The sequence below is a fragment of the Pseudoalteromonas sp. NBT06-2 genome, assembly GCF_002276045.1.
In the GTDB taxonomy this organism is placed as follows: Bacteria; Pseudomonadota; Gammaproteobacteria; order Enterobacterales; family Alteromonadaceae; genus Pseudoalteromonas.
The window spans coordinates 1-4010 of record NZ_NQMR01000260.1; the positions used below are offsets into that span (position 1 = coordinate 1).

General features: G+C 36.5%; 8 protein-coding genes. All 8 read left to right on the top strand.

Going from position 1 to position 4010, the window contains the following annotated elements; genetic code table 11:
• Window positions 1-326 precede the first annotated feature (326 nt).
• On the top strand, window positions 327-992 hold the full coding sequence (locus CJF42_RS25030; protein ID WP_141235672.1) for a hypothetical protein: 666 nt from the start codon (window positions 327-329) through the stop codon (window positions 990-992).
• 194 nt (window positions 993-1186) lie between these two features.
• Window positions 1187-1360, top strand: a complete 174-nt coding sequence (locus CJF42_RS27865) for a hypothetical protein (RefSeq protein WP_170940765.1) — start codon at window positions 1187-1189, stop codon at window positions 1358-1360.
• A 35-nt stretch (window positions 1361-1395) separates the two neighbouring features.
• Window positions 1396-1593, top strand: a complete 198-nt coding sequence (locus CJF42_RS25040) for a helix-turn-helix domain-containing protein (RefSeq protein ID WP_095369230.1) — start codon at window positions 1396-1398, stop codon at window positions 1591-1593.
• A gap of 19 nt (window positions 1594-1612) precedes the next feature.
• Window positions 1613-2038, top strand: a complete 426-nt coding sequence (locus CJF42_RS25045; RefSeq protein ID WP_095369231.1) for a hypothetical protein — start codon at window positions 1613-1615, stop codon at window positions 2036-2038.
• Between the two features lie 182 nt (window positions 2039-2220).
• Window positions 2221-2463, top strand: coding sequence for a hypothetical protein (locus tag CJF42_RS25050; protein ID WP_095369232.1), 243 nt, complete (start codon window positions 2221-2223; stop codon window positions 2461-2463).
• A gap of 60 nt (window positions 2464-2523) precedes the next feature.
• Window positions 2524-3096, top strand: coding sequence for a hypothetical protein (locus CJF42_RS25055; protein WP_095369233.1), 573 nt, complete (start codon window positions 2524-2526; stop codon window positions 3094-3096).
• Window positions 3093-3443 carry a hypothetical protein gene (locus tag CJF42_RS25060; protein WP_095369234.1) on the top strand — a complete coding sequence of 117 codons (351 nt, stop codon included), beginning with the start codon at window positions 3093-3095 and terminating at the stop codon, window positions 3441-3443. Before CJF42_RS25055 ends, CJF42_RS25060 begins: the two co-directional genes overlap by 4 nt.
• Window positions 3444-4010: hypothetical protein (locus CJF42_RS25065; protein WP_141235673.1), on the top strand; the 567-nt coding region annotated here is incomplete at its 3' end.

Below are 4010 nucleotides of genomic sequence, written 5' to 3' on the forward strand. Positions count from 1 at the left end.
TTAATTCACCGAGAATTGCTGTGGCTGTCACTGTTCTATTGATAATTCTGCTATTAATTGTTTTGGCTTGGTTTGTTTTTCACAAATTATTTGGTAAACGTAACTCTAACAAGCAATTAAACAGGGATTAAAAACAGCGGGCTCTTCGCTTCGCTCGATTTTAGCCCACTATTTTTAACCCGTTAATCGAGCGTTGAGGCTGTAGAATTTATAAAAAGTGACAATTGACGAATGAAATTTATGTGCTGTGCGCCCGTAAAAGTAATGTTTTAGTAGAATATTGCCTCAGAATTCACGTAGCAATGCGTTTTGAAGCTTAATTTTTAATGATTTTTGGGTCTGTTTTTTCTAAAAGAGAAATTCTACAGGCTCGTTATATTTTACAGGAGTATAGATTGAACATCAGGGTTATTTTAATATCAGCAATTCTATGCTTATTCTTCGTAATGTCTATCTACTATTATCAATTCGGAATTGGTTTTTGGTCTGATCATACAAAGTGGGCTGAATTGGGTAGCTTCTTTGGTGGAATACTAGGGCCAATTTTTGCGTTTTTCACTCTACTTTATTTAGCGTTCCAAGTTGAGATGCAGTGGAAGGAAAGTAAGGCGGCTAGAATAGAGTCGGAAGTAAATAATCGAGAGAATTATATTTCAACAAACCTCCAGATTCTTATGCCTAAGTTAAGTGCGATCGACTCTAGTAAAAATGCTCCTATGGCAGAGATTATCCTAAGGATGCATAGAGATGAAAACTTAGATAAAGATAATTTGCAGCTAATTAAACTTGGTTTGTCTGCAAGAGCTGAAACCTTAGTTGTCTGGGTAAATATTGCAGCCGCGCTATCGTATTTAAAAGCTGTCGATGAAAATAGATATTTAAATCAACTCACTATAGTAACAGTACAAATTGGTCAGGAACTTTGTTCAGCCTTAGATAGAGTAGTTAGATTGGCTACTGATATTAACTTTGAGCATCACTTTCAAGTCTGATTCACTAAAAAGCGCTTAACTGCGCTTTTTTCGTATCACTTTAGTCAGTTCTGCTCGGCTAAAATGAATCAAAACATAAACGCTCAAAAATAATTCAAACTAACGCTTGTTAATATGGCGAAATTCGCCTATATTAAATGGGCAGCCAACGCACAAAGCGTGAGGCACTAAAAACCTTAACTGAGAGAAATACAATGACAGATATAGAACTTCAAGAAAAACTAGCCAGCATTGATAAGCTACAAGCTGAAACACATAAACTTGTCGCTGACACCATTCACCTTGAAAAGAAAAATAAATGGTTTGAATTCACATTAGTTCTAGCCCTAATTGCTGCCACAGTCGCAGTGACAAAATTATTTTTATAATTGAGATTGAGGGCTGAAAAGCCCTTTTTAGATATATGAAGCCCAACCCAAAAAACTATAACCCAAGCCCTGACTATTTGCGTGAGCTAGTTGAAAAAACAGGTTTATCTCAAAGTAAAGTCGCTGAAAGTATTGGTATTCCCAGCCGAACATTTAGAGATTATCTTAATGGCAATCATAAAAGCAAAGCGCCATACCCAGTACAATATGCTTTAGAGTCCCTCGTAGATTAGAACAAAAGGATTTAAACACATGTCTACAACAGTTGTTGTTAAGCTGCTCAGCGAACCTGAAAGCAACCTTACGCCAAGAGAACATAAAGCTGAAATAAAAAAAGAAACTAAAACATATTGGTTAGTTTTGGTTGATGGCTACCACTCACCTTGGAAGTTTTCAAAATCTGATAACTTACGTATAAAACCTGAGTATGATCAACGTGAGTTTAGATTGCATATATCGACCGTGCAAAATCTAGGTACTATAGACACTCTTATTAAAGAAGCCACTAAAAACCACACGCAAAGCCAGCAAGAGCATGAATATTACCTCGGGAAAATGATGGGTTTAGCTGCGGGAGTATTTGCATGCTTTGGCCGAGAGCATGAACAATATGAGCGCATTATGGACTGCCGACAATCCCTAGAGGATGAGTGGCAACAATTAAAAGAAACAAAATAACTAAGTCTGCTCGGTTTGTCCGAGCAAAATATAACCGCACAAAAATAATTCAAATTAATTTCACTTTTTACTTGATGTAGTATGACATTTGTCATACTATGTATTTGTTCCCAACGGAACTTCACAATTTAACTTAGAGAGCCGAAGCGCAAAATGCGGGTGAGGCAAAAAAGGAAAATATCATGACTACTTTAAATAAAGAACAAGCAATCCAAATGTTAGGCGAGTACGCATTTAATCAGCGTACAGGTGCTGAAATCACTTCACGCATTGAAACTCTGATCAAATTCAGTGAAAAAAACTCAAATGTTTCAGTTGAAATTAATAACAACTGGTCTGAGCCTCCACGCTCAAGTAGCGTAAAATCAAAAATTCGACTTGGCGGCACTACTTATCAATATCAGGTTTGGGCTGTTGTTAGATAGTGTTTTTTTTGGGGCGGTTTGCCGCCCCGATGTTAACCTGAGACTTAAAAGGTGAGTGTAATGAATGGATTAATACAATTAAGGTTATCTAATGGTGCTGATTGGGATTTTCGTTTTAAAGCTGCAAGCGGTGAAGATATAAAACAAGCAGCAGCGCGCGCATTTAGAGCGTATAGAAAAAACAATGCATCTGAGATTTTTCAATACAACGCATGGTTAAATCAAACAAAAAGAGAAATTAACGAGTGGTATGAAAACAAATCTCCAGCGACACATCCCGACCTAAGATCTCTAGATGGCACTAAAAACCACTGGCTATATGAAGCCAGTCAAGGTCGAAGATATGGCAAGCAGCAATGCACACCTGTAAATACTTCGCCAGAACTTGAGTTGCATGTTGAAAATCCAGAAATAGAAAATGAGTGGATATGTTCGGACAACAAACATGGTTTAACACCTAAAATCACGATGGAATTAAAAATCATTGCTCGCAAAAACATTAATGATTTTTCAGAACTGTACTGTCGAGCATATGATGTTGCGATGCATGCTAAAAACTTATCAGGATTAAGCTGTTGGATTAGTGAGCAACTAGGCAGCAAGTCTAATCACACTTTAAAGGTCATAAAATGAAAAAAGAAATATCTAGAAATCCAAGCTTCACCCCAAGCCCATCATTCAGAAAAAATATTAATGATAATAAACTTGGAACTACCGAGCGATTAAATCAAATTTGGGATCGCTATGAATATTTATTGCAATCAAACGCGCTACATCTAGAGCCAGAAGAAAAACAGGTTTTGACTAATATATTATCAGGCTCATTTATAGAACCTAGTTTCATAGAGCATTTGGCGCAAGAGGTGATTGATAGTGACGATTATATTGCAGGTAATGAAGCTGCAAAATCTCTCTATGAAAAAATGAAAAATGTATCTTATGCTGAAATTTTGGCTACTGTAGAGCGTCTAGGTTTTTAATTGAAGAACAATCAATCAACGGATTTAACAGGACTCCAAGCGGGATATATAACCGTTTTGTCTTATTCTCATACAGAAATGTATGCAGGTTCAAATACAACATTTTGGTATTGCCTGTGTGAGCTGTGCGGCAATAAAGAAGTCTATCCGCGTGTTAGATTAACAAATAAGAGAAAAAAAATAGATCGTTGTGATACGTGTAAACGAGGCCCATGCGCAGTTTGCGGTAAAAAAATCACGACTGGAAAAACTATGGCTTTTATTTGCTCATCATCTAAGTGTAAGTTGAAATGGAAAACATTTAAAAATGGTCTAGCAATCAAAGAGAAAGTAAAAGAAAATCCGGATTTTTGGAAAGATGCATATCAAAAAGAAATGCAAAAAAGAGCTGAAGATCCGGAATATAATCAAGATTTTTTATCTTCAGCGAGAACGCGACAAGCTAAAAGCATTAAAAATGAAAGTGAAGAAAAACGGCAAGTGAGATTGAAAAAAGCTCGAGAACGTTATCACAAAAAAAAAGCAGCGCTCAAAGCAAGAATCATAGCCGAGCAAAATACCCCCAGA